Annotated in this window: 17 protein-coding genes and 2 tRNA genes; 2 read left to right on the top strand and 17 right to left on the bottom strand. The window is 66.2% G+C overall.

Annotation, left to right across the window (positions count from 1 at the left end; all coding sequences use genetic code 11):
• Nucleotides 1-282 precede the first annotated feature (282 nt).
• Nucleotides 283-2,112, top strand: coding sequence for an HNH endonuclease (locus tag AC5RWD_RS17255; RefSeq protein WP_494021186.1), 1,830 nt, complete (start codon nucleotides 283-285; stop codon nucleotides 2,110-2,112).
• Nucleotides 2,113-2,237: 125 nt separating this feature from the next.
• Nucleotides 2,238-2,789 carry a DUF1697 domain-containing protein gene (locus AC5RWD_RS17250; RefSeq protein ID WP_494021185.1) on the top strand — a complete coding sequence of 184 codons (552 nt, stop codon included), beginning with the start codon at nucleotides 2,238-2,240 and terminating at the stop codon, nucleotides 2,787-2,789.
• A 117-nt stretch (nucleotides 2,790-2,906) separates the two neighbouring features.
• On the opposite strand, the gene AC5RWD_RS17245 is transcribed toward AC5RWD_RS17250, so the two are convergent.
• The 17 genes from AC5RWD_RS17245 to AC5RWD_RS17165 form a co-directional block, all read right to left on the bottom strand.
• Nucleotides 2,907-4,520, bottom strand: a complete 1,614-nt coding sequence (locus tag AC5RWD_RS17245; protein ID WP_494021184.1) for a GTPase — start codon at nucleotides 4,518-4,520, stop codon at nucleotides 2,907-2,909.
• A complete protein-coding gene (locus AC5RWD_RS17240) occupies nucleotides 4,517-6,274 on the bottom strand; it encodes a dynamin family protein (RefSeq protein ID WP_494021228.1) in 1,758 nt (585 codons plus the stop codon). The genes AC5RWD_RS17245 and AC5RWD_RS17240 overlap by 4 nt, the downstream gene beginning before the upstream one ends.
• A gap of 192 nt (nucleotides 6,275-6,466) precedes the next feature.
• Nucleotides 6,467-6,542 (bottom strand) — tRNA-Glu (locus AC5RWD_RS17235).
• A gap of 130 nt (nucleotides 6,543-6,672) precedes the next feature.
• Nucleotides 6,673-6,744, bottom strand: a tRNA-Gln gene (locus AC5RWD_RS17230).
• A 162-nt stretch (nucleotides 6,745-6,906) separates the two neighbouring features.
• The gene (locus AC5RWD_RS17225) at nucleotides 6,907-7,659 is read right to left on the bottom strand and encodes an HAD family hydrolase (protein ID WP_494021183.1); all 753 of its coding nucleotides are present in this window, start codon (nucleotides 7,657-7,659) and stop codon (nucleotides 6,907-6,909) included.
• Nucleotides 7,659-9,170 (bottom strand): glutamate--tRNA ligase, encoded by a 1,512-nt coding sequence (gene gltX / locus AC5RWD_RS17220; RefSeq protein WP_494021182.1) that lies wholly within the window; start codon nucleotides 9,168-9,170, stop codon nucleotides 7,659-7,661. Before gltX ends, AC5RWD_RS17225 begins: the two co-directional genes overlap by 1 nt.
• Nucleotides 9,171-9,289: 119 nt before the next feature.
• Nucleotides 9,290-10,066 (bottom strand): fumarylacetoacetate hydrolase family protein, encoded by a 777-nt coding sequence (locus AC5RWD_RS17215; protein WP_377989844.1) that lies wholly within the window; start codon nucleotides 10,064-10,066, stop codon nucleotides 9,290-9,292.
• A gap of 18 nt (nucleotides 10,067-10,084) precedes the next feature.
• Nucleotides 10,085-10,882, bottom strand: coding sequence for an MBL fold metallo-hydrolase (locus AC5RWD_RS17210; RefSeq protein ID WP_494021181.1), 798 nt, complete (start codon nucleotides 10,880-10,882; stop codon nucleotides 10,085-10,087).
• A 133-nt stretch (nucleotides 10,883-11,015) separates the two neighbouring features.
• Complete coding sequence (locus AC5RWD_RS17205; protein WP_494021180.1) at nucleotides 11,016-12,128, bottom strand: branched-chain amino acid aminotransferase; 1,113 nt, start codon at nucleotides 12,126-12,128, stop codon at nucleotides 11,016-11,018.
• Nucleotides 12,129-12,229: 101 nt separating this feature from the next.
• Nucleotides 12,230-13,282 carry a 3-isopropylmalate dehydrogenase gene (locus AC5RWD_RS17200; protein ID WP_494021179.1) on the bottom strand — a complete coding sequence of 351 codons (1,053 nt, stop codon included), beginning with the start codon at nucleotides 13,280-13,282 and terminating at the stop codon, nucleotides 12,230-12,232.
• Nucleotides 13,283-13,356: 74 nt separating this feature from the next.
• Nucleotides 13,357-14,916, bottom strand: coding sequence for a methionine--tRNA ligase (metG, locus tag AC5RWD_RS17195; protein ID WP_494021178.1), 1,560 nt, complete (start codon nucleotides 14,914-14,916; stop codon nucleotides 13,357-13,359).
• Nucleotides 14,917-14,950: 34 nt separating this feature from the next.
• Nucleotides 14,951-15,706 (bottom strand): ABC transporter ATP-binding protein, encoded by a 756-nt coding sequence (locus AC5RWD_RS17190; RefSeq protein ID WP_494021177.1) that lies wholly within the window; start codon nucleotides 15,704-15,706, stop codon nucleotides 14,951-14,953.
• Nucleotides 15,703-18,495 carry an ABC transporter permease gene (locus AC5RWD_RS17185; protein ID WP_494021176.1) on the bottom strand — a complete coding sequence of 931 codons (2,793 nt, stop codon included), beginning with the start codon at nucleotides 18,493-18,495 and terminating at the stop codon, nucleotides 15,703-15,705. The genes AC5RWD_RS17190 and AC5RWD_RS17185 overlap by 4 nt, the downstream gene beginning before the upstream one ends.
• A gap of 232 nt (nucleotides 18,496-18,727) precedes the next feature.
• Complete coding sequence (gene serA / locus AC5RWD_RS17180; RefSeq protein ID WP_494021175.1) at nucleotides 18,728-20,317, bottom strand: phosphoglycerate dehydrogenase; 1,590 nt, start codon at nucleotides 20,315-20,317, stop codon at nucleotides 18,728-18,730.
• Between the two features lie 115 nt (nucleotides 20,318-20,432).
• Nucleotides 20,433-21,458 (bottom strand): ketol-acid reductoisomerase, encoded by a 1,026-nt coding sequence (gene ilvC, locus AC5RWD_RS17175; RefSeq protein WP_494021174.1) that lies wholly within the window; start codon nucleotides 21,456-21,458, stop codon nucleotides 20,433-20,435.
• A gap of 72 nt (nucleotides 21,459-21,530) precedes the next feature.
• Nucleotides 21,531-22,043, bottom strand: coding sequence for an acetolactate synthase small subunit (gene ilvN / locus AC5RWD_RS17170; protein ID WP_050054685.1), 513 nt, complete (start codon nucleotides 22,041-22,043; stop codon nucleotides 21,531-21,533).
• A gap of 2 nt (nucleotides 22,044-22,045) precedes the next feature.
• Nucleotides 22,046-23,947, bottom strand: coding sequence for an acetolactate synthase large subunit (locus AC5RWD_RS17165; protein ID WP_494021173.1), 1,902 nt, complete (start codon nucleotides 23,945-23,947; stop codon nucleotides 22,046-22,048).
• Nucleotides 23,948-24,431 lie beyond the last annotated feature (484 nt).

Here is a 24,431-nt window from a genome sequence, read left to right as displayed (position 1 = left end):
GGGCTCAGACCGGACGCTGTTATCGCAGGCCCGGCGGACATACTAACGACGGCAGGCCCTAACGACGGCGACGCTGCCGCGGCTTGATCGTTCTGGCCGCCAGTTCAGATCTGAGCCGTACCCCGAAGCGGGCACCAGATCAGGCCGTTCTCAGACCTGACCAGGCTACAAGCCGCTATCCTCGTGTTCAGCCCAGGACCGAACCAAAAAGATTTTTGGATCACGCCGCATCTGGTGCCGGATCGGCCCTTAATTGTCAGTCCCCCTTGGCAGACTGTGTTCATGGAAGGCATGGGGAATGCAGCACTGACAGCGGAAGCGCCGCATGGCGGCGTTCTGCTGGCTGCCGCAGTTCCGGACGCCCTTCTTCCAACCGCCGTTGTTACAGACGCAGTCTTTCCTTTTGACGCGATTCCCGAGGATGAGTTCCCGGGCGGCGGGTTCCCGTCCGATCAGTTCGCCAACGGCGGGCTGCCGGATGACGCGGACGATGACCCGAACTTCGTGTACCCGGACGATGTTTTCCCCGAGGACCCTTTCCCCGGGGGACAGTTTGCCGACGGCGTTTTCCCCGAGGACCCCTTCCCTGAGCTTCTCTTTAAGGACGTCCAGTTTGCAGATGTCCCGTTGGCCGGCGGCGCCGCCACCGGGAGTGCTGGGCGGCGCGGAAGCGGAACGACGCGGGTGGAACTGGCGGACCGGCTCGCGGCCGCTGCTATTTTGGTGCGGGCGGACCTCACCGCCGACGGTGCCGGCCTGATCGACCAGACCAAGGCGCTGGAGAAACTCAAATGCTGGGCCGCCGGGCAACAGGCCCGGCTAGCTGTCGCCTTCGAACTCCGCCACCGTCGGGAACCGGCCAACAATGCGGCTCAGGCCGATTCTGCGCAGGCCGATTCTGCGCAGGCCGATCCAGGGCAGACCAGGGGCAGCACTCTGGCGGCCGAGGACCTCGGCAAGAAACGCCCCAAAGAACAGACCATGGGAGCGGCGGAGCAGATCGCCCTGGCCCGCGGCGAGTCCCCGCACCGCGGCGGCCGGCTCCTCGGCATGGGCAAGGCACTGGTCACCGAAATGCCCCACACCCTGACCGCCCTGGACACCGGCCAACTCAACGAAGAACGCACCATGCACGTAGTGAAAGAAACAGCCTGCCTGACCGTGGAGGACCGGGCAGCGGTCGATGAGGAACTGGCCGCGGATACAGGGACCTTCAACGGCGCCGGGACCCGGGCCGTCATCGCCACCGTCAAGGCCGCCGCGATCCGGCGGGACGCACGCTCCGTCACCCAGCGCGCCAGCCACGCCGCGTCGGAGCGGTCCGTCAGCCTGCGCCCCGCCCCCGACTGCATGACCTACCTGACGGCGCTGCTGCCCGCCCACGAGGGAGTCGCGGTCTACGCCGCCCTGACCCGGCACGCCGACACCCTCCACGCCACCGGCGACCCCCGCAGCCTGGGACAAATCAAGGCCGACACCCTCGTCGAACGGACCACCGGCACCCCCGGCGGCATCACCGGCATCGACATCAGCCTCGTCATGACCGACCGAACCCTCCACCAAGCCGACACCGAACCCGCCCGCCTCACCGGCTACGGCACCGTCCCCGCCACCTGGGCACGGGAGCTGATAACGCAGGAAAAGAGTGACGGACGAGAGGAGCTCAAAACCTGGCTCCGCCGCCTCTACACCGCCCCAGGGACCGGCGACCTCGTCGCCATGGACTCACGAAGACGCCTGTTCCCGCCAAAGCTGCGCCGCTTCATCCAGATCCGCGACAACACCTGCCGCACACCCTACTGCGACGCACCCATCCGCCACCACGACCACATCATCCCCTGGCACGAGAACGGCCCAACCAGCCTGGCCAACGGCGCCGGGCTCTGCGAAGCCTGCAACCACACCAAAGAACTACCCGGCTGGAAAACCCAACCCAGACCAGGACCCCGGCACACCATCGAAATCACCACACCCACGGGCCACACCTACCACTCAACCGCGCCACCACTGCCCGGGACCAGGCTGCCCGGATCTGGAACCGCCGGAACCAGCCTGCCGGGAACCGAATCGCCGGGACCCAGCCAGTTGGATCGGTCCGGCCCAGCCCCGTAAGCACGGTCACACCGGGCATCGCGTCGGCACAACGTTGGCCGGAGGAAGTCCCGTGAAGCTGCCTGAGCCAATCGGGCAGTAGCGCGGTTCGGCTGTAGAGCGCGGTCGGGCAGTAGTCTGGGCGCATGACCAGCTACGCAGTGTTCCTCCGCGGCATAAACGTGGGCGGCATCAACATCAGAATGGCTGACCTCAAGGAAGCCCTAAAGGCGGGACCGTTCACCTGTGTGAAGACGCTGCTGGCCAGCGGCAACGTGGTGCTGGCCAGCGATCTGGACCCTGCCGCGGTCAAGAAGGAATTCGAGGCAACCTTGCGGAAAGCCTTCGGGTACGACGCCTGGGTGGTGGTACTGACAGCGGATCGCGTAGCGGAGCTCGTGGCCGCGTGCCGCTACCCCGCCGACGACAAGAGCACGCACACCTACCTCACCCTGGCCTCGGACAAGGCTGCACTGGATGAGCTGTCCGCCTCGGGGAAAGCGCTGGACGGCGTGGAGCAGGAGCGGCTGGGTCCCGAGGCCCTGGCGTGGCTGGCGCCCGCCGGCGGTACACTCGAGAGCCCGTTCAGCAAATTGTCCGCCAAGCCGAAGTACAAGGCTTCCACTACCACCCGAAACCTCCGCACCATGATCAAGGTCCGGGACGCCGCCGCAGCCGTGGAGACCGCAGCCGGCTGACCGGCTGCAGGACCGGCCGCGGTCCTGAGGGCCGCGGTCCTGAGGGCCGCAGGCACGAGGGCCGGGGATCTGGGATGAGGATCTGCCGTCTGGGATGGGGATCGGCGGGTGTGGGAATTAGCCGGCGGCAGCCCGCAGCGCCGCGTTGAACGACTCCAGCCTCCGGACCTCCGCCTCCACCGGTTCCACCACTAGCCGGCCCGCCACCTCCGCCACGGCAGCATTGAGCCGCTTCCTGGCCCTCGCGCCGCGGCGGCGAGCCACGCCGGCAGAGATGAATTTGGCCGTTACGGCAAGAAGAATCCCCAGTGCCACTCCGCCGGCAATCAGCAGGGTGGGAACGGGCCAGCCTTCCACCCGGGGCACCTCCGGAACGGGCAGCTGCAGGTAGCCAAGCCCGGCAAGCACACCCAGCCACCCCAGTCCGGCCACGGCCGCGAGCAGCGCCAACCACTGGATCACATTGAACGCGCCCCACCACCAGGACGTCCGGCCCGCGCCGAGGTCCGCCCCGGCTATGGCCTGGTCAAGGGCGTCCGGCAGCCGGTCCCTTCCCGTCCGGGCCGCGGAGCGGATGGCTGCCCGCCAGGGACCGGGTGCACCGTCACTGGCGGCGTCGGCAAACTGTCGGACCGCAGCATCGGTCCGCGCACGCTCCGGGGCGCCCGCCGGCGGCAGCGACGTCCTGTTCACCTCGGCGCTGGCGTTGCGTCGCAGGTTGAGCCGGCGGAGCGGATCGGGCCTCAGTCGGACCAGCCACCGTGTCACCGGCCACCCGGTGCGCCGGGTGGACTCGATCCGGTACGACGCTGACACCGCATCGGTCACCAGGGGCACGTTGGCCGCCACAGCCAGCTCATCGGCAAGCCGCGCTACGGTCCCGCTCTTCACGCCAGCGGCTTCCCCGCGGCCCGAGGCTTCCTCCAACTGCGCCGCCGTCTTAGTCACGTCCGCGGACAGCCGCAGCGACAACGCCTCCCGCTGCGAAACGACGCGGCGGATGGCAGCCCGCACGCTGTCCACTCCGGCTCCAGTCAGTGCGGAGGCCGCCAGGACCTGCACCCTGCCCAGTCCGTCGCGGGCCAGGATCCCCCGCAGCGACTCCAGCACGGGCTCGACGTCCGCTGCCGGCAGCCTGTCCACCTGGTTGAGCACCACCAGCGTGACGGCCCCGTGTGACGCCAGCGGAGCCAGGAAGCCGTTATGGAGGGCGGCGTCGGCATACTTTTGCGGGTCCAGCACCCAGACCAGGACGTCCACCATACCCACCAGCCGCTGCACGATCTCCCGGTTTGCGGTGCGGGTCGAATCGAAGTCGGGCAAATCCAGCAGGATCAGCCCGGTATCCTCGTCGGCAAACCCGTCCACGGGATCGGCGAGGTGGCGGGCGCGCACATCCAGCCAGTCCAGCAGAGGCTCGCTGCCGTCTGCTCCCCATACGCTCGCCAAGGGTTCGGATGTGGTGGGCCGACGCGCCGCCGCCGTCGCGATTTCTGCGCCGTTCACGGCGTTGAACAGGGTGGATTTTCCGCTTCCGGTGGCCCCGAAGAAGCCCACCACCGTGTGGTCGGCCGACAGCGCCCGCCGCGACCGGGCACGTTCCAGCACCGCGAGCACGTCCTCGAGGGCGGCGTCGGGAAGCACGCCCTCGGCCAGCTCCCGGGCCCTGCCCAAAGCGTCGAGGCGGCCCTGGAGCCGCGTCTCCTCCTTCGCCCTCCCCCGGCGGTTCACGTGGCGTCCGCCAGCCGGGTGAGCGCCTGCGCATGTTCGGCGAGCCCGGCGGCGGCCTGCCCGGCTTCCGGGACCAGCCTGTCCAGGAAGCGCTCCTGCTCGGCTGCCAGCAGTCTTCGGCACCTGGTGTTCAGGTCGTCACGGGCCGTGCGGGCAAGCCGGCGTACGGCGTCCTCGCCGAAGACGGCTTCCAGTAGCTTCTGACCCACGACGGCGGTCCCTCCGGCGACGCCGATCTCAAGGCCGGTCAGCCCGGCGGTCATGGAGAAAACGACGATCATCAAGGCAGCGCCGAGGCCGTTGATGCCGAAGGAGAGCCACCGCGCCTGGGTCCGCTTGTCCTGCCCTTCAGTCCTGATCAGTTCCATGAGGCCCGCCTGCCAGTCGCGTATCTCCGCCGCCACGAGATCCCCAAAGCCGGGGCTCGTTCCCGAGAGGTCATCTGTTCCCAGGAGCTGCCGGCCTGCCGGATCCGACCGCCAGCGCTGGTCTGCGTCCTCCGCAGCCTTGGCAGCCTCATCCAGGATGACGGCCTGGAGCCCTGTTTCAATGGCGGTTTCCACTTTCACTGCGGGCGCGGGCTCGCCGCGGAAGAATGCCCCAAGCCGGTCGCGGAACCGCCCCACGTTCTGCTCCAGGCTCCGGAAGAACTCGCCCGTTCCCACAAAGTCCTGCCAGCGGGCCAGGACCTCGCCACGCAGGAGGGCACCATCCTTGGTGGCGTCGATGATCCGGGTACCTGCGTCCCGGTAGGCGGCCCGTACGTCGTCGCCCAGCAGAGTGGCTGCGCGGCCCTGCTCCTTTGCGGCGTCAGCGATGCGTCCTACCCGTTGGCCGAGTTCCCGCACCGCACCATGCAGCGTCCGCCGTGCGATGTCAGCGCGGGCCGCAGCGTCGTTAGCAAGGCCGCGGAGCCACGCTTTCAGGGGTTCCACGGTTTCCGCCGGCAGCATGCCGGAGCTGCCGAGCGCGACTTCCGGGATGACAAACAGGCGGGCGGCGCCAAGGCCTTCCCTCGCCAGCATGCTGCGCAGATCCTCGCTCACTTCGGCTTCCGCCGCCGGCGGCACGCGGTCGAGGACCACCGCCACCATGATGTCCCTCGACGCCGCGTTCAGCAGCAGCTTCCACGGAACGGCGTCAGCATAGCGGTTGGCGGTGGTCACGAAGATCCAAAGGTCTGCTGCCGCCAGCAGCTGCCCGGCGAGCTTGCGGTTCTCGTCGGAGATGGAGTCCACGTCCGGCGCGTCAAGCAGCGCGATGCCCTCGGGCACGGCAGGCTCGCCCACGAGGACCAATGACGAGACGGGCGCGGTGTCCGCTGGCGATCCGGCCGGACCGCCGGATGCAGGCGTTACGGCGGCCTGGGCTCCGGCCGGGACGAGCGTTCCGCGGATGCGGCTCAGACCGGGCAGAACGCGCTGGTCCTCGAACCACTCAGCATCCGAGGGGTGGTGCAGCAGGATGGGCTGGCGAGTGGTGGGCCGAATGGCGCCGGCACGCGTGACCGGATGGCCGACGAGCGCATTTACAAGAGTCGATTTCCCTGCACCCGTTGAGCCACCGACGACGGCCAGCAACGGAGCGTCAAGGCTGCGGTAACGGGGCAGGACGTAATCATCCAGCTGAGCCACAGAGTTCCGGATCTCCAGCCGAGCCTGGTCAGCGGTCGGCAGGGCCAGCGGCAGCGAAACAGCTGCCAAGTCGCGGCGGACCTCCTCCAGGAGGCGCACGCCGGCAGGCTGCGCTTCCATTTCCTGGCCGCCGGCTGGCGGGATGCGGTTGGAGGTCACAACCTCATCATGCCAGTTGAGGTCTGATTTGGGTCGAAGGAGTGCATTACGGGGTGGCCAGTCATCCGACGCTCGCCCGTGGAGCTTTTTCAGGCAAGGGGAAATTTCCGGCAAAACAAAACCGGCCCCGGGCTGTTGCCCGGAGCCGGTTGCTGGTGACCCCAGCGGGATTCGAACCCGCGTTACCGCCGTGAGAGGGCGGCGTACTAGGCCGCTATACGATGGGGCCGGGTACTTTCCGATCAGCGTCTCCGCCAATCAAGCCAAGTTAGTGTTTCACACATTTGGCTTTGTTCCAAATCGATGATTTTCGATTCACAACACCTGAAAATGTCCGGAAAATCCGAATAATTTCAGAGCTGGGATACCAGGACTCGAACCTAGAATGACGGTACCAGAAACCGTAGTGTTGCCAATTACACCATATCCCATTGGCACTTTCGGGCCGGTGGAAAGACTCTCTCTTTCGCTCCGTGCCCCTCAGCACGAGTAATTACTCTACCCGAGACTTTTGCGCCGCACAAATCGGCAGACCGTTACCTGCGCCACACTCTCAGAACGCCGTGGCGGGCGCAGGCAACGGATGCGGACGACTAGCTGGAACCGGCCGGCAGCGCCAGCAGTTCCAGCAGGGAAGTGATCTCCTGCCCCTGGAAACCGGGAGCCTGCTCCCCGCTGCGGTTCAGCCAGATGCCCAACAGTCCTGCCGCCGTCGAGCCCTCAGCGTCCAGGAGCCGGTTATCCCCGATGTAGAGCGTGGAGGCAGGGGTGCTGCCGATCAGCCGGACGCCTTCGAGGTAGATGGCGGGATCCGGCTTGGGGACACCGACAGTATCGGTGCCCACGAGGAAACGGATGCGTTCCAGGCCGGCGCTGTCCAGCTTTACCCGCTGATAGTCGTGCACGTTGTTGCTCACGGCCCCGTAGGGAATTCCCGCCTGGTCCAGGGCGTCGAGGAACGGCAGGACGTCCTCAAAGGCCCTGACATAGCTGGGTTGCAGCCGCGAGTAGGTGCTGAGCCAGTTGTGTGACTCCTCCCCCTCGCCCATTTCGACGCCGAAGTGCCCCAGGGCTGCGCGGCCCCGGAGCAGCCGCTGCTCGTTGAAGGTCAGCTCGCCCGCGAGGTAGCGGTCGTAGTAGTGGGTTGTCTCGTGCGTGAAGATCCGCCCCACCTTCTCCCACCCGGCCTGGTCCAGGCCGGGCAGGAGGTGTTCGCTGGCGTCCCGCAGCGCCGTGGTCATGGCGTAGGCAAGGTCCACCAGGGTGTCGTCAATGTCGAACAGGACACCGCTGACCGCCCCGAGGTCTCGGGACAGGACGGCGGTTTCCGCTGCGGGATGCGACATCAGCCGCGGAAAGCGCGCAGGCGCGCCAGGGACGATTCCTTGCCCAGGACGACCATGGACTCGAACAGCGGCGGGGAGATCCGGCGGCCCGAGATCGCGGTGCGCACGGGGCCGAACGCGAGCCGGGGCTTGATCCCCAGGTCCTCCACCAGGGCCTGCTTCAGCGCGGACTGGATGTTTTCGGCGTTCCAGTCGTCGATCGGCGCGAGCGCGGCCAGTGCCGCGTCGAGAACCTCGGTGACGTTCGCCGGCAGGCCCTTGCGGGCGTCGTCGGCGACGTCGATCGCGTCGTCGGACTTGAACAGAAACGCCAGCATCTCCGGGGCTTCGCCGAGAAGGGTGATCCGCTCCTGGACCAGCGGCGCGGATTCCGTCAGGATTTCCTCCTGGCGGTCGGTGAGGATTTCCCCGACAAGGCCGGCGTGCCGGAGGTACGGGACCAGCCGCTCGCGGAAGACCGCAGGGTCAAGCAGCCGGACGTGTGTTCCGTTGATCGCTTCGGCCTTCTTGAGGTCGAAGCGGGCCGGGTTGGCCAGGACGTCGTGGATATCGAAGTTCTTCACCAGCTGTTCCACCGTAAAGACGTCCTCATCGGCGCTCAGGGACCAGCCGAGCAGTGAAAGGTAGTTGAGCAGCCCCTCGGGGATGAAGCCGCGCTCCCGGTGCAGGAAGAGGCTCGATTCCGGGTCGCGCTTGGAAAGCTTCTTGTTGCCCTGGCCCATGACATAGGGCAGGTGCCCGAACTCCGGCATGTATTCCGCCACGCCTACCGCGTAGAGCGCACGGTAGAGGGCGATCTGCCGCGGCGTGGAGCTGAGCAGGTCCTCGCCGCGGAGAACGTGGGTGATGCCCATGAGGGCGTCGTCGACGGGGTTGACCAGCGTGTAGAGCGGAGCCCCGTTGGCCCGCACCACGGCGAAGTCCGGGACTGAACCGGCCTTGAACGTGATCTCGCCACGGACGAGGTCGGTGAACGTGATGTCCTCGTCCGGCATCCGCAGCCGCAGCACGGCCTGCCGGCCCTCGGCCTTGAACGCGGCCACCTGTTCGTCGCTGAGGTCGCGGTCAAAGCCGTCGTAGCCGAGCTTCGGGTCCCGCCCGGCGGCACGGTGGCGCGCTTCGATCTCGTCAGGAGTCGAATAGGACTCGTAGATATGGCCGCCTGCCCGGAGCTTGGCGATGACGTCCTGGTACAGCTCGCTGCGCTGCGACTGGCGGTATGGCTCGTGGGGCCCGCCGACCTCCACGCCCTCGTCCCAGTCGATGCCGAGCCACTTCAGGGCATCCAGCAGCTGGTGGTAGCTTTCCTCGCTGTCGCGTGCCGAGTCGGTGTCCTCGATGCGGAAGATCATCTTCCCGCCGGTGTGGCGGGCGTAGGCCCAGTTGAACAGCGCCGTGCGGATCAGCCCGACATGCGGGGTGCCCGTCGGTGACGGGCAGAAGCGGACACGGACAGGCGTTTCGGCGGTGACGGCAGGAATGGCAGCAGGCGCGGCGGAGGGGGTAGTCATAGTGATACCAACTTTACCAACCGGGCACCCCTGCCCCTGCCCGCGCTGACAGGGCTCCCGCGTTGCGGACCGGTTCCCGCCTTGCGGACCGGTTCCCGCCCGGGCCGCCGCGTCGCCGGCTAGCGGCGGACTACCGGGTTCGACAGCCGGCCGATGCCCTCGATCTCCACTTCGTACCGGTCCCCGGCCTGGACGAGGCCGACGCCGGCCGGCGTGCCGGTCATGATGACGTCACCGGGCAGCAGCGTGAAAGCGCTGGAGACGATGGAAACCAATTCGCGGACGCCGCGGATCATCTGGGCGGTGCTGCCGTCCTGGCGGAGTTCGCCATTGAGCCGGCCTTTGATGGACAGGTCCTCGGGATCGAGTTCGGTCTCGATCCACGGACCAAGCGGAGCGGAGGTATCGAAGCCTTTGGCGCGCGCCCACTGGAGGTCTGTCTTTTGCACGTCGCGGGCGGTGAGGTCGTTGCCGCAGGTGTAACCGAAGATCACGTCGTCGGCACGCTCTTCCGGAACGTCCTTGCAGATGCGGCCAATGACGACGCACAGCTCCGCCTCGAAGGAGACCTCCTCGGAGAACTCCGGCAGAACCACGGGATCGTTCGGGCCCACGACGGAGGTGTTGGGCTTCAGGAACAGCAGCGGCTGCTGGGGCACCTCATTGCCGAGTTCGTGCGCGTGCTCCACAAAGTTGCGCCCCACGCCGATCACCTTGCTGCGCGGGATGATGGGCGCCAGCAGGCGGACGTCCTCCAGCTTGTGCCGCACGGAGGTGCGTTCCACGCCATTGAAGAACGGATCGCCGTTGATGACAGTGATTTCCTCACTGCCGGGCTGGCCTTCAACAACGCCGTAAAGGGGATCAGAATCGACTACAAACCGGGCAATACGCATGGGTCCAAGCCTACAGTCTCAGCCCATCTCCCTCAGGAGGCGCAGGTATTCCAGCTGTGCCGCGACGGAATTCTCCGCGGCGCCCCGGACAGAAGGATCGACGTCGGCATAAACAACGCTGGTGACCTCGCCTACGGCGGCGTCCGGGCCGAGGCCGGCGAGGGCCGCCCGGATCTGGGCCAGCCGGTCCAGGCGGTGGTCCCGGTAGGCGCGCACCACCGCGTCCAGCGCCGGCAGGACGGGGCCGTGGGCCGGCAGGACGGTAGCCGGTCCCAGCCGCTCCAGCCGGTCCAGGGAGGCGAGGTAGTCCGCCAGCGTGCCGTCCGGGTGGTCAAGCACGGTGGTGCCCCGGCCCAGGATGGTGTCGCCGGTCAGCACCGAGCCGGCGGGTCCGTCGAGTGGCAGGTGGAAACAGAGGGAGTCGGAGGTGTGACCGGGGGTGGACACCACCCGGATCTCGGTGCCGCCGGCCGCAATGGTCTCCCCCGGTTGCAGCACGGCTCCCCCATGGCAATGCTCGGCAGCGGCGGCCCGGACGGGCGCGCCCGTGATTTGGGCGAGCCGGGCCGAGCCGGCAGTGTGGTCCGCGTGCCGGTGCGTGACCAGGATCAGCTCCACGGGTCCGGCGGCCGCCAGCGCCTGAAGGTGCGCCTCGTCCAACGGCCCCGGATCAACCACCACCACCGCCCCGTGGCCCTGCTCCCCGACGACGTAGGAGTTGGTCCCCTCCAGGCTCATCGGCCCCGGGTTCGGCGCGAGGCGGAACCGCGTCAGCGGGCTGCTGCTGGCAAAGGCGCTGGTGATGTGCTGGCTCACGGGTTTCATTCTGTCATCCGGGATCACCTGGCCAAATAGGGAGAGAACGACGGCGGGCGGCCGGTGAGCTGCCGAAACAGCCCAGCCGGCCACGCGCCGTCGTTCGCTTTTGTGGTTATCCGCCCGAAGCGGCTCAGGCGAGCCGGGTCAGCCAGCCGTGGGTGTCCTCCACGGTGCCGGTCTGGATCCCGAGCAGATGCGCGCGGATGGCCATGGTGGTCTCGCCGGCCTTTGCGTCCTCCGAGCCAATGAATTCCGTAGCATCCTTCAGGACACCGATGGGAGTGATAACGGCAGCCGTGCCGCAGGCGAACACCTCGGCGATGTCGCCGGAGGCAACACCGTCGCGCCATTCGTCCAGGGTGATCTTCCGTTCGGTCACCTCACGGCCCATGTCCTTGGCCACCTGGATGATCGATGAGCGGGTCACGCCCTCGAGGATGGTGCCGCTCAGCGCGGGGGTGACCAGCGAGCCGTCCTTCATGACGAAGAAGACGTTCATGCCGCCCAGTTCCTCAACGGCGTTGTCGTTGAACTGGTCCAGGAACAGCACCTGCTTGCAGCCGTTGGCCTCGGCCTCCTGCTGCGCGATGAGTGAGGCAGCGTAGTTGCCGCCGCACTTCGCGGCTCCGGTACCGCCCCGGCCTGCCCGGGCGTATTCGCGTGAAATCCAGATCGAAATCGGCTTGAGCTCTCCGCCGAAGTAGTTTCCGGCTGGCGAGGCAATGACGCGGAACGAGACCTCTCGGGCTGCCCGCACACCCAGGAACGCCTCGGTGGCGATCATGAACGGGCGCAGGTACAGGGCCTCGCCGTCGCCGGCGGGAACCCATTCCTTATCCACCGCCACGAGCTCGCGGATGGCGCCGAGGAAGTATTCGGCCGGAATCTCCGGAAGCGCGAGCCGGCGGGCGGACTTGTTCATCCGGGCGGCGTTGGCCTCCGGCCGGAAGCTCCAGATGGAACCGTCAGCGTGACGGTAGGCCTTCAGACCCTCGAAGATTTCCTGCCCGTAGTGCAGCACCGCGGCGGACGGGTCCAGCATGATGGGTCCGTAGGCCTCGATCCGCGCATCATGCCATCCGCCCTGGCCGCTGGCGTCGACCGTGTAGTCAACAATCGCAGTGTGGTCGGTGAAGTGGTCGCCAAAGCCTGGGTTCGCCAGGATGGCTGCACGCTCTTCAGCAGACTTCGGGGTGGCCGAGAGCTGCTGGGTGAATTCGACGCCATGGGCAGTCTGAGTCATGGTTCCTCCACGGTCGGCTGCCTGGCATCTGAACGTGGTTCAGCATCGGACCACGGCAGCGAATTGGTAATTCAGGTCAAGCTTACGCCTGCTGGCGGAGGCTAAACGGCCGCCGCAATGGCGTCGCCAATGGCGCTTGTGCTGCGCACTTCGCCGTTGCGGCTTTCGACATCGGCCACCACCGCGGACTCGATCCGCCGGGCCGCGTTGGAGTAGCCCAGGTGCTCCAGCAGGAGGGCTGCGGACAGGATGGCCGCGGTGGGGTCCGCCTTCTGCTGGCCGGCGATGTCGGGTGCGGAACCGTGGACGGGTTCAAACATCGACGGCGCCGTCCGGTCCATGTTGATGTTGCCCGAGGCCGCCAGTCCGATTCCGCCGGTGACGGCGGCAGCAAGGTCGGTGATGATGTCGCCAAAGAGGTTGTCGGTGACGATGACGTCGAAGCGGGCGGGATCGGTGACCATGAAGATGGTCGCGGCATCGATGTGCAGGTAGTCGTGGGTGACCTCGGGGAATTCCTGGGCCAGGGCCTCGACAGTGCGCTTCCACAGGTGGCCGGCAAAGACCAGCACGTTGTGCTTGTGGACCAGGGTCAGCTTCTTGCGCGGGCGCTCGTTGGCCCGGCGGAACGCATCCCGGACAACGCGCTCCACGCCGTGGGCCGTGTTCAGCGAAACCTCGGTGGCCACCTCGTGCGGCGTGCCGCCGCGCAGGGTGCCGCCGTTGCCCACGTAGGGACCCTCGGTGCCTTCACGGACGACGATGAAGTCGATGTTGCCCGGTTCAGCCAGAGGGCTGCCCACCGTGCCGTACAGCCGGGAGGGGCGCAGGTTGACGTAGTGGTCCAGGCTGAAGCGCAGCTTGAGGAGCAGCTCGCGTTCGATCAGCCCGGACGGGATGCGGGTGTCCCCGGGAGCTGCACCGATGGCGCCGAAGAGGATGGCGTCTCGCGTCTTCAGATCCTCGAGGACGGCATCCGGGAGGGTCTCGCCGGTCTCAAGCCAGTGCTGGGCACCGAGCTCGTAGTGGGTCTGGTCAAGGGTGACGCCCTCAGCCGCCACGACCTTCTCCAGAACCTTCAGGGCTTCGGCGGTGACCTCCGGGCCGATGCCGTCGCCCGGGATGACAGCGAGATTGATGGTAGATGCGCTCATATTTTCAGCGTAGCCAAGCCATCCACATTCTGGTCAAGCCGTCTCATTATTCGGTCACCCCGGCCCGGCGCTTTCTAGGCGTCCACAGGTTCCTCGTACTTCGGGAACACCGGTGCCGGGGCGGGCAGTTCCGTGCCCGCGGCGATCGGCGTCGCAATGGCCGCGAACTCCCGGGCGGCACCTTCCGGCTGGCCGAGGTACCCGAGCAGGGCGGCGGTGGCCGTGGGCATGACCGGCTGGGCGAGGATCGAGACGATCCGCAGCACCTCGAGGGTCACGTACAGCACGGTCTGCATGCGTTCGACGTCGGTCTTCCGCAGCACCCAGGGGGCCTGTTCGGCGAAGTACGCGTTCGTGTCCCCCAGCACCGTCCAGATTGCCTCGAGGGCGCGGCTGAACTCCTGCTTTTCGAAGGCCGCACGTGCCTGCTCAAGCAGCGCATTGGCCTGTCCCAGGATTGCGGTGTCCGCGTCCGTGAACGCGCCCGGCACAGGGACCCGGCCATCGCAGTTCTTGGCCACCATGGACAGTGAGCGCTGGGCGAGGTTTCCGAAGTTGTTCGCCAGGTCGGAGTTCATCCGGCCCACGATGGCCTCATGGTTGTAGCTGCCGTCGGCGCCGAACGGAACCTCGCGCAGGAAGAAGAAGCGGACCTGGTCCAGGCCGTACTGGGCGACGAAATCAGCCGGAGCAACGACGTTGCCCAGGGACTTGGACATCTTGACGCCGTTGTTGTGCAGGAACCCGTGGATCATCACCCGCTTCGGCAGTTCCAGGCCCGCGCTCATGAGGAAGGCCGGCCAGTAGATGGCGTGGAAGCGCGAGATGTCCTTGCCGATGATGTGGACGTCGGCGGGCCAGTACCTCTTGAACGACTCCGATTCGACGTCCGGGTAGCCGGCGCCCGTGAGGTAGTTGGTCAGTGCGTCGACCCACACATACATGACGTGCTTTTCGTCGCCGGGGACGGGGACGCCCCAGTCGAAGGTGGTGCGGCTGATGGACAGGTCCTCGAGGCCGCGCCTGACGAAGCTGATGACCTCGTTGAAGCGGGACTGCGGCGCGCCGAATTCCGGCTGCGCCTCGTATAGGGCCAGCAGCTTGTCCTGGTAGGCGGACAACCGGAAGAAGTAGCTTTCCTCGGCAGTCCAGGTCACCGGGGTGTCGGTCTCCTTGGTGTACCGGGCGCCGTCCTCCTTGACCACAGTGTCATCTTCACCGTAGTAGGCCTCGTCCCGCACGGAGTACCAGCCCTCGTATTTGGACAAGTAGATGTCGCCGTTGGCTTCCATCTTCTTCCAGATGGCCTGCGAGGCGGTGTAGTGGTCCGCGTCCGTGGTGCGGATGAACCGGTCGTAGGTGATGCCGAGGGCGGCGTGCGCGGCCTTGTAGATTTCCGCGTTCCGATCCACCAGTTCCTTCGGTGAGATGCCTTCCTTCTCCGCGGTCTGAGCAATCTTCAGCCCGTGCTCGTCGGTGCCGGTCAGGAACTTCACGTCATAGCCGTCGAGCCGCTTGAACCTGGCCATCGCATCGGTGGCGATGTACTCGTAGGCGTGGCCGATGTGCGGCACGCCGTTCGGGTAGGTGATGGCCGTAGTGATGTAGAAGGGGCTCTTGTCTGAGGAAGTCACGGGCGGAACGTTACCTTTATGCGGAGGGATGGATCTAGATCAGTTCGGTCAGCGTATCGCTCAGCCGGACCAGTTCGTGGTCATGTGACGCCACGAGGACTGCGATGCCGTCGGACGTTGTGTCCTTGAGGATGCTGATGATGCGGTTGGCGGAGGCCCTGTCCAGGCTCGCCGTGGGCTCGTCCACCACCAGGACCCGGGTGCCCAGGATCAGGGCGCGGGCGATGGCGACGCGCTGGCGCTCACCGCCGGAGAGCTGCTCGGGACGGTGCCGCATGCGGCGTCCGAGGCCCACGAGGTCCAGCAGGTCCTTGGCCATCTCGCGCCGCTGCTCCACCTCGCCGTCCGGCACCGCGGGGAGCAGGACGTTTTCGAGCGCGCTCATGCCGTCGATCAGTGCTCCGCCCTGGTCAACGTAGCCGATCAGTGCCCGGCGCCGGTCGGCGATCTCGTCATCGCTCATGGTTTCCAGGGAATCGCCCTCCCACAGCACCCGGCCCGACGTCGGCAGGGTCAGGCCCGCTCCGACGGTCAGGATGCTGGTCTTGCCCGAGCCGCTTCGGCCGGCCACACAATGCATCTCACCGGCGCTCAGGGTGAGGTCAAAGCCGTCCACGACGCTGACGGCGTCGGACCCGTTCTTGCCTCCGCCATAGCGGATGGTGATGTTGCTCAGCTCCAGCGGGGTGGCGTGGTCGGCCTCCTTGACGATGGTGTTGGCCCGGGTCTGGGCAGGGGTCTCGCCTTCGTTGTTCCCGCGGGCGCGGCGAAGGTTCAGGTCGTTAGTCATTTGACCACTTTCGTTGCAATCGGAATCCAGCAAAGAACCGCCACGAGACCGGCCACTGCGGCCCACAGCGCGGCGTAGGGGGCAAGAACAAGGCCGATGCCCAGTGCACCCAGGATGCCTAGCGGCACAGCAAAGGCACCCACGAGGGCATTCTCGAAGAAGCGGACCTGGCCCAGCATGTCCGGATTCCAGCCCATGGCCTGCAGGGTGCCGAGGTACCGGCGTTTGGCCTTGAGCTCGAAGCGCCCGGTCACCAGGGTGAGCAGAAGGCCCACAGCCACGCCGGACAGGCCAAGGACGATGCTCGGCAGGGCCACGCTGGCGGCGGCCAGGCCACTGAGGGCGCTTGCGCCGGCGGCACGCGGAATGTCGATCAGCAGTGCGATCAGGCCCCCGACTGCCGAGCCGAACACACCAACCGCAACGGCCAGCGAGATGGCGTTGAAGCGGTGCGTGCTCAGCTGCCGGTTGGCGAAGGTCAGCGGCGAGTCGACGGCGATGAGCTTTTCGTCGTGCTGCGGCTCCTGGTCGACTACCTCGCGATGCCGGAGCTGCTGGGCGGCGAAGAACGCCGCGCCCAGGTACAGGACCAGCACGGACGCCGAGACGATGGCCGTGGCGATGTTCCAACTCACGAGGCTGAGCACTATGCCGGCCACGGCCAGCAGTGCGGCGCCGACGGCGAACTCCTCCAGCACCCAGGAGCGGATGCGGCGCTGGGTCCAGCCCATGGCGCGCAGCGTGCCGGCTTCGCTGCGGCGCAGCCGCACGTAGCTGACAGTCGAGGCGCCGGTCAGCAGCGCGGCACCGCACAGTGTCAGGAACAGCAGCGTCAGGTTCGTCGCCGTCAGGGAGCCGGCCACAGCGTCGGCGGCGTTCTGCCTGACCCACGACTGCTGGACGGTTCCCAGCGGGGATTCCTTGCCGGCGTCGTCCTTGGAATAGCCGGGAACGAAGATGTTGGCGTCCTCGCGGGCAGAACCGGCCACAACGGTGGCTTCGAGCCCCATGTCCCGGATCTCGGCGGCGAGTTTGTCCACCTCGGGCTGGACCTGCTTCCAGCTGCCGGCGGCGCTGGCGCGGACGCGGACAGCGTCGATGACGGAGGCGTTCTTCTCGTAGCCGCGCGCAGCGGCCAGGCCGTAGTAGTCGGTGATGGCGCCGGCCGACTGGCTGACGAGTCCGGTGGCGCTCAGGGAGGGCTTGAGTGCGGTGTCAACGTCCTTGCCCTGCGCGTCCTTGGTCAGTGTCATGGGGGTGGGATCGTAGCCGCCGAGCGGGAGCCGGTTGACGTCGCCGGCTGCTTCCTGGACCGCGGCAGGATCGAAGGTGCCGTAGACCATGGCGAGCGGAGTAGCCAGCTTCTTGCCCGTTTCGAGGTTCTCCCGGTAGGAGCGCTCGTCCACGGGGTTGCGCTGGGTCTGGTCCACGGCCTCGCCGTTGGCGCTCTTCTCCGGCAGGCGGTTCACCGTGACCCACTCGCCGGGGGTGGCGGTCTTGTCCTCGGCACCGTTGCCCGCAGTAGAGCCGTCCGAGTACTTGGGGGCGGAGGCGAAGTTGGTGCTCCAGGTTGCCGGGCTGTAAAGGCCGCGGCTGAAGTTCGCCGAGTTGCCCAGCAGTTTGGAGTAGTCCGTGGACCCCGGCCAGGACAGCGCGAAGGGCGACTTGGAGACGAAGGGCAGGTAGTCCTTGTCCAGGGAACGCTCGGCGGTGCCGACTTCCTTGACCACGTTCCCGGAGTCGTCGATCTCCTCGATTTTCACGGAGTACTTCAGGTCTACCGACGTGCCGGAGCGGACGATCAGCGGGATGGCCTGGGAGTCCTCGGTGAGCTGCCCGTTGCGCTTGGCCTGCTGGTACTGGGTCATGATGGGGGCCCAGTACTTGAGCTTCACACCGAGGAAGTCAGGGCCCTCCTCGAGTTCCTTCATGCCAATGCCGGTGGTGAAGAGGCTCTCCAGGTGCTGGCCGACCGCCTCGGCGCTGCGGGCGTCGGCCGGCGGCGCCTTCTCCAGGGGCGACAGGAAGTCACCGGCGGTGCCCAGCAGGGCACGCTCGGAAACGGGGTCGACGGCGACCACGGACTCCGTGACCTCCGGAGCCAAGGGCAGGGCGACGGTGAGGTTGAACAGGTTGTGCTCTGACCCACCTGCCGGGGCCGGGAACTTGATCCCGGTCTCGCCTTGGGGACCGGCGATCTGGATGCTGTTGCCTCCCTCGACCTGCTGCTCCACGAGCTTGCCCTTGCCGAGGGTGCCCTCGGCCGTGGACTTGAAGAGGGTGTGCTGCGAGGAACCGTCGGAGCTGGTGGCGCTGGCTGTCAGGCGGTACTTCTTGGGGGTGTCGCTGAGTACGGACTGCGCTTCCGGCCACTTGCTGGGGTCCGTGCCGCCGGGCTGCCCGGCGGTCGCCGTGCCGACGAGTCCGGCGTTGAAGCCCAGGTAGTCCATGGCCTCCAGGCGCGGGGTCTCAAGGTTTTGCGTCACGCGCGAGACCAGGCTGATGGGAGCGGCAACAGAAGTGCGGGACAGATCCCGGATCTTCTGCAGCTGGTCGAAGCTGATGCCGCCCTGCCCGGTGGCAATCTCGGGCTGCATGAGCGTACCGTCCGAGCCCGCCTTGGCCTGGACCAGGATGTCGTAGAGGCCGCGCGAGTTCTGGTCCACGGTCCGGTTCAGCGCTGCCTGCGACTGGGTCTGGACGAGGACGGACAGGCACATGGCGAAGATCAGAATTGCAGCGGTCAGCAGCAGCACTTTGCTTCTGATGAACCTCTGGACGGCGTTCATTGGGCTCCCTGAAACCTGGATTGCGTGCGCACGCCACGATGACCGCAGAATGTGGAGGTGTCCCTTGCGGACGTGCAAAAAGTATTGGCCGGCCTGCCGGCTGGATCCTTAAATTCGAACCTAGCTATTGTACGCAGACCGGCCAATCATACTTGGCCGGGGTGAACTCCAGGGGACACTGGAGTTCACCCCGCGTTGGGGACGTGGCCGTTGCCGGCCAGCGCTCGTCGGACTAGTCCTCGAGGTCCACTTCGCGCACCATCTCGGCTCCGATGCCGGCCTTGATGGCGTCCAGCACCTGCTGCGGGACGGAGCTGTCGATGGTGAGCAGCGCCAGGACCTGGCCGCCCTCCGCGTTCCGTGCCACCTGCATGCCGCCGATGTTGATGTTGTTCATGCCCAGGATGTGGCCGATGGTGCCGATGACGCCGGGACGGTCGGCGTAGGAAACCACAACGAGGTGTTCGCTGATGGGAATCTCGACGTCGTAGCCGTTCACGCCGACGAGCTTCTGGACCTGCTTGGGACCGGTCAGGGTGCCGGCCACGGAGATCTGGGTGCCGTCGCTCAGGGCGCCGCGCAGCGTGAGCACGTTGCGGTAGTCCTCGGCCTCAGGGGTGGTGATGAGGCGAACGTTGATGCCGCGCTGCTCGGCGATCACGGGCGCGTTGACGTAGGACACCTGCTCGGTGACGATATCGGCGAAGATCCCTTTGAGGGCGGCGAGCTCCAGAACCTTGACGTCGAGCGCGGCGATTTCACCGGCCACCTCAATGTCGATCTGGGTTACGGAGGCGTGGGTCAGCGCCGTGAAGATGCGGCCCAGCTTCTCGATCAGCGGGATGCCGGGACGGACGTCCGGGGCGATCACGCCGCCGGCGACGTTCACGGCATCCGGAACCAGCTCCCCGGCAAGGGCGAGGCGGACGGACTTCGCGACGGAGACGCCGGCCTTTTCCTGTGCCTCATCGGTTGATGCGCCCAGGTGCGGGGTCACCACAACATTGTCCAGCTTGAAGAACGGCAGGTCGGTGCTGGGCTCCTGGACGAAGACGTCCACGGCGGCGCCGGCAATCTGGCCGTCCTGCAGCGCGGTGTAGAGGGCTTCCTCGTCCACGAGACCACCACGGGCAACGTTGATCACGTAGGCCGTGCTCTTCATTTTTTTGAAGGCGTCGGCGCCGAGCATGCCGACTGTTTCCGGCGTCTTGGGCATGTGGATGGTGATGAAGTCAGATTGTGCCAGCAGCTCGTCGAGGGTGACGAGCTTCACGCCGAGCTGGGCAGCGCGGGCGGAGGTGATGTAGGGGTCGAACGCGAGGATCTCGGTGTCGAAACCCTGCAGGCGGGCGGCCACCAGGGCGCCGATGCGGCCCAGGCCGATGATGCCGATCTTCTTCTCGAAGAGTTCGATGCCGGTGTACTTGGAGCGCTTCCACTCGCCGTCCTTCAGGGCAGCGCTGGCCTGCGGGATGTGGCGGGCCAGGCTCAGGATGTGGCCCACGGTCAGTTCCGCGGCGGAAACGATATTCGACGTCGGGGCGTTGACCACCATGACACCGGCCTGGGTGGCGGCCTTGATGTCGACGTTGTCCAGGCCGACGCCGGCACGGGCGATGACCTTCAGGTTCTTCGCAGCGGCGATGGCCTCGGCGTCCACCTTGGTGGCGGAGCGGACCAGGATGGCGTCAACGTCCTCGATGGCAGAGAGCAGCTGGGAACGATCGGCGCCGTCGGTCTGGCGGATTTCAAAGTCCGGGCCAAGGGCCTCAATGGTGGCGGGCGAAAGTTCTTCGGCAAGCAATACTACGGGTTTTGACACAGCTGATCCTCTGCGTTGAAGTCCTGGGGGTAACTAAAGTCTAGGCGTACGGAAAGGCCGGGCTCACATTGTTAAGTGTGAACCCGGCCTCACCGTCGCTGTAAAGGGCGCAGCCTTAGCGGGCTGCAGAGCCTTCTATGTAGTCCTGGTCCTGCTGCTGCCAGGAGAACAGGGAGCGCAGCTCGCGGCCGACGCCCTCGATCGGGTGGGACTCGGCCTTGGCGCGCAGTTCCTTGAACTCGACGCCGCCGTTGTCCTGGTCTTCGATGAAGCGCTTGGCGAAGGCACCGGACTGGACGTCTGCGAGGACGGCCTTCATGTTTTCCTTCACCTCGGGGGTGATGACGCGCGGACCGGAGACGTAGTCGCCGTACTCAGCGGTGTCGGAAACGCTCCAGCGCTGCTTGGCAATGCCGCCTTCCCACATGAGGTCAACGATGAGCTTGAGCTCGTGGAGCACCTCGAAGTAGGCGATCTGCGGCTGGTAGCCGGCTTCGGTCAGGGTCTCGAAGCCGTACTGGATCAGCTGGGACACACCGCCGCACAGGACAGCCTGCTCGCCGAAGAGGTCGGTTTCGGTCTCTTCGGTGAACGTGGTCTTGATGACACCGGCGCGGGTGCCGCCAATGGCCTTGGCGTAGGACTTGGCCAGGTCCCAGGCGGAACCGGTAGCGTCCTGCTCCACGGCGATGATGTCCGGGATGCCGCGGCCGGCTTCGAACTCGCGGCGAACCGTGTGGCCGGGGGCCTTCGGGGCGACCAGGATGACGTCAACGCCCTCCGGTGCCTGGATGTAGCCGAAGCGGATGTTGAAGCCGTGCGCGAAGGCGAGGGCCTTGCCCGGGGTCAGCTTGTCCTTGATGGAGTCGTTGAAGATCGCGCGCTGGTGCTGGTCCGGTGCCAGGATCATGATGACGTCGGCCCATTCGGCGGCGTCTGCAACGTTCTTGACCTGGAAGCCTGCTTCCTCGGCCTTGGCGGTGGACTTGGAGCCTTCCTTGAGGGCAATGACAACCTCGACGCCGGAATCGCGCAGGTTCAGCGCGTGGGCGTGGCCCTGGGAGCCGTAGCCGACAATGGCAACCTTGCGGCCCTGGATGATCGACAGGTCTGCGTCGTCGTCGTAAAACATTTCAGTCACTTGCGTAACTCCTCTTGAGTGGATTTTTTGTAGATGTTTGTCGGTGCTGCGTTTGCGGGCGAGTCACTCTGCCTAGGCGGAGCGCAGCGCCCGATCACTCATGGAGCGGGATCCCCGTCCAACGGCCAAGGTGCCGGACTGCACAATTTCGCGGATACCGAAGGGCTCCAACACTGAAAGCAGTGCCGTGAGCTTTTCGGGATGGCCAGTTGCTTCAATGACCACCGAGTCTGTGGAGACGTCGACCACTGAAGCGCGGAACAGGTCTGCAGCCTGGGTCACCTGCAGACGAGTTGCGGCATCCGCACGTACCTTGACCAGGATGTGGTCGCGCTGTACGGAAGATTCGGAGGTCAGTTCAACAATCTTGATCACGTTGATCAGCTTGTTCAACTGCTTGGTGACCTGTTCGATCAGGTCACCGTCGGCGTCGACGACGACGGTCATCCGGGAGATGCCCGGAACTTCCGTCGGGCCTACGGCCAGGGAATTGATGTTGAAGGCACGGCGGGCGAAAAGGCTGGCCACGCGGGTCAGCACACCGGGCTTGTCTTCGACCAGAACGGACAGTGTGTGGCGGCTCATGATCAGTCCTCCTCTTCCCATTCCGGGGTCATGTTGCGGGCAACCTGGATCTGGTCATTGCTGACCCCGGCGGGCACCATCGGCCACACCATGGAGTCGGGGCTGACCACGAAGTCGATGACCACGGGGCGGTCATTGATTTCCAGCGCCTTCTGGATTGTTGCGTCGATGTCCTCGGCCCGCTCGCACCGGAAGGATGCGCAGCCGTAGGCCTCGCCGAGTTTGACGAAGTCCGGGATCCGGATGGTCTCGTGGCCGGTGTTCAAGTCGGTGTTGGAGTAGCGGCCCTCGTAGAAGAGGGTCTGCCACTGGCGCACCATGCCCAGCGAGGAGTTGTTGATCACAGCAACCTTGATGGGGATGTTGTTGATGGCGCAGGTGGCCAGCTCCTGGTTGGTCATCTGGAAGCAGCCGTCGCCGTCGATGGCCCAGACCACACGGTCCGGCTCCCCCACCTTGGCCCCCATGGCCGCCGGAACGGCGTAGCCCATGGTGCCGGCACCGCCGGAGTTCAGCCAGGCGTGCGGACGCTCGTACTTGATGAACTGCGCAGCCCACATCTGGTGCTGGCCCACGCCGGCAACGTAGATGCCTTCGGGGCCGGTCAGGGCGCCGATACGCTCGATGACGCGCTGCGGCGCAGTCAGGCCGTCCTCGGGTTCGGTCCAGCCCAGCGGGTAGGTTTCCTTCAGGTTGTTCAGGAAGGCCCACCAGTTGGCCAGGTCCGGGGTTCCGGAGGTGCCGAACTGGGTCCGGACGGCTTCCGTTAGTTCCGGGATGATCTCCTTCACGGAGCCCACGATCGGAACATCGGCGGTGCGGTTCTTGGAGATTTCCGCGGGGTCGATGTCCGCGTGGATGACCTTGGCGTTGGGCGCGAAGGTCTTCAGGACGCCGGTAACGCGGTCGTCAAAACGCGCGCCCAGGGTGACCAACAGGTCCGCCTGCTGCAGCGCGGTCACGGCCGAGACGGTGCCGTGCATGCCGGGCATGCCCACGTGCTGCGGGTGCGAATCCGGGAAGACACCGCGGGCCATAAGCGTGGTCACGACGGGGGCGCCGGTGAGTTCGGCCAGCTCGCGGAGTTCGGCCGCGGCGTGGGCCTTGACCACACCGCCGCCCACGTAGAGCACGGGCTTGCTGGCGGCGGAGATCAGCTTGGCGGCCTCGCGGACCTGCTTGTTGTGGCCGCGGACCACGGGGCGGTAGCCCGGCAGATCGATCTTGGGCGGCCAGGAGAAGGTCATCTGCCCCTGCTGCGCGTCCTTGGCGACGTCAACAAGGACCGGGCCCGGACGTCCGGTCGAGGCGAGGTGGAAGGCCTCGGCCATGACGTGGGGAATGTCGTTGGGGTCCGTCACCAGGAACGAGTGCTTGGTGATGGGCATGGTGATGCCCACGATGTCCGCTTCCTGAAAGGCATCGGTGCCGATCACTCCGCTGGAGACCTGGCCGGTGATGGCCACGAGCGGAACGGAATCCATGTGCGCATCCATGATGGCGGTGACGAGGTTGGTGGCACCCGGGCCAGAGGTGGCGATGCAGACGCCCACCCGCCCGGTGACCATGGCGTAGCCTTGCGCGGCGTGGCCGGCTCCCTGTTCGTGACGGACCAGAACGTGGTTCATTTTGGAGGCCATCAAGGGGTCGTAGGTGGGCAGGATCGCGCCACCGGGCAAACCGAAAATGTCGTCGACGCCGAGTTCTTCGAGCGAACGGACAATTGCTTCTGAGCCGGTCATCACCGTCGGGGGTACGACGTTGTTCGGCCCAAGGACAGGAGAGGCGGCTGCAGCAGTGTCGACCCCGGCCTCAGCCGGCTTGTCGACGCGTTCCGGAGCCTTGGCGGCTCCAGCGGACTTTGAAGCCATCAGCGAGGGGCTGATGGGCGATCCTTTGCTCATCGAACTCTTCCTTAGTGGATCGTGAATTGGTGTGGTGCTAGAAAAAACTGAACGTTCCGTCCCGCCCGGAAAATAAAAAAACCCCTCAGCCTGATGGCTTTTCGAGGGGTTGCGCGTGACAGTTCGTTACCAGTCGGGCTATGGAGCCACGCGCTTGGTAAGTACGACGACGGCGCCGACGGTAACGAATGCGATCATGCGTTCAGTTTTCCCTCTGGCGGATAGCGTGTCAACGAAGCGACCTGCCATCTCACCATGTGGACATCACTGTCCACGGGCCGAACACGGGCTCGGCCACCTACTCCTAAAGGTATCCCCCCGCACAAGCTCCACCAAGGCGGCAGGGCTTAATAAGGGGGATTCCGCGGGCCCCTTGGCGTGGGGGGGGCCCCCCCCCCCCCCCCCCGGTTTTTTTTGTTGATGTTAAATTAATTAGTACATATAATTTTTTAAGCTTATTTCGTAGCGGCCGGTCCCCCCCGCC

Source organism: Arthrobacter sp. CMU6, from assembly GCF_059090205.1.
The sequence above is the reverse complement of the archived record's forward strand: the minus strand, read 5'-3'. Positions and strand labels throughout refer to the sequence as shown.

Bases quoted from the DNA above. Each gene is read 5' to 3' on its own strand.
- AC5RWD_RS17255 (WP_494021186.1), top strand. From the start codon at position 283: ATGGAAGGCATGGGGAATGCAGCACTGACAGCGGAAGCGCCGCATGGC.
- AC5RWD_RS17250 (WP_494021185.1), top strand. From the start codon at position 2,238: ATGACCAGCTACGCAGTGTTCCTCCGCGGCATAAACGTGGGCGGCATC.
- AC5RWD_RS17240 (WP_494021228.1), bottom strand. From the start codon at position 6,274: ATGGAAGCGCAGCCTGCCGGCGTGCGCCTCCTGGAGGAGGTCCGCCGC.
- AC5RWD_RS17225 (WP_494021183.1), bottom strand. From the start codon at position 7,659: ATGTCGCATCCCGCAGCGGAAACCGCCGTCCTGTCCCGAGACCTCGGG.
- gltX (WP_494021182.1), bottom strand. From the start codon at position 9,170: ATGACTACCCCCTCCGCCGCGCCTGCTGCCATTCCTGCCGTCACCGCC.
- AC5RWD_RS17215 (WP_377989844.1), bottom strand. From the start codon at position 10,066: ATGCGTATTGCCCGGTTTGTAGTCGATTCTGATCCCCTTTACGGCGTT.
- AC5RWD_RS17205 (WP_494021180.1), bottom strand. From the start codon at position 12,128: ATGACTCAGACTGCCCATGGCGTCGAATTCACCCAGCAGCTCTCGGCC.
- AC5RWD_RS17200 (WP_494021179.1), bottom strand. From the start codon at position 13,282: ATGAGCGCATCTACCATCAATCTCGCTGTCATCCCGGGCGACGGCATC.
- AC5RWD_RS17190 (WP_494021177.1), bottom strand. From the start codon at position 15,706: ATGACTAACGACCTGAACCTTCGCCGCGCCCGCGGGAACAACGAAGGC.
- AC5RWD_RS17185 (WP_494021176.1), bottom strand. From the start codon at position 18,495: ATGAACGCCGTCCAGAGGTTCATCAGAAGCAAAGTGCTGCTGCTGACC.
- ilvN (WP_050054685.1), bottom strand. From the start codon at position 22,043: ATGAGCCGCCACACACTGTCCGTTCTGGTCGAAGACAAGCCCGGTGTG.
- AC5RWD_RS17165 (WP_494021173.1), bottom strand. From the start codon at position 23,947: ATGAGCAAAGGATCGCCCATCAGCCCCTCGCTGATGGCTTCAAAGTCC.